The sequence below is a fragment of the Pseudoalteromonas sp. T1lg75 genome (assembly GCF_002964705.1).
In the GTDB taxonomy this organism is placed as follows: Bacteria; Pseudomonadota; Gammaproteobacteria; order Enterobacterales; family Alteromonadaceae; genus Pseudoalteromonas.
In genome coordinates, this window is the sequence record NZ_PQCD01000026.1 from 1 (window position 1) to 770 (window position 770).

Below are 770 nucleotides of genomic sequence, written 5' to 3' on the forward strand. Positions count from 1 at the left end.
ATGGCAAAAGAAAAGTTTGAACGCGTAAAACCGCACGTAAACGTTGGTACAATCGGCCACGTTGACCACGGTAAAACAACTCTAACTGCAGCAATCACTAACGTACTTGCAAAAGTATACGGTGGTGAAGCAAAAGACTTCGCATCAATCGATAACGCTCCAGAAGAGCGTGAGCGTGGTATCACAATCTCAACTTCACACGTTGAGTACGACACTCCAACTCGCCACTACGCGCACGTTGACTGTCCTGGACACGCTGACTACGTTAAAAACATGATCACTGGTGCTGCTCAGATGGACGGCGCGATCCTAGTAGTAGCTGCGACTGACGGTCCTATGCCTCAGACTCGTGAGCACATCCTTCTTTCTCGTCAGGTTGGTGTACCTTACATCATCGTATTCATGAACAAATGTGACATGGTTGACGACGAAGAGCTACTAGAGCTAGTAGAAATGGAAGTTCGTGAACTTCTTTCTGAGTACGACTTCCCAGGTGACGACCTACCTCTAATCCAAGGTTCAGCTCTTAAAGCCCTAGAAGGCGAGAAAGAGTGGGAAGACAAGATCGTTGAGCTTGCAGAAGCACTAGACACTTACATCCCAGAGCCAGAGCGTGACATCGATAAGCCTTTCATCATGCCTATCGAAGACGTATTCTCAATCCAGGGTCGTGGTACAGTTGTAACTGGTCGTGTTGAAGCCGGTATCATCAACGTGAACGACGAAGTTGAAATCGTAGGTATCAAAGAAACTACGAAGACAACTTGTAC

Annotated in this window: 1 protein-coding gene; it reads left to right on the plus strand. The window is 47.1% G+C overall.

The genetic code is table 11. The features are described from left to right. Positions 1–770 (plus strand): elongation factor Tu (locus C2M36_RS06730; RefSeq protein ID WP_105254269.1); only part of this gene is annotated, 770 nt, incomplete at its 3' end.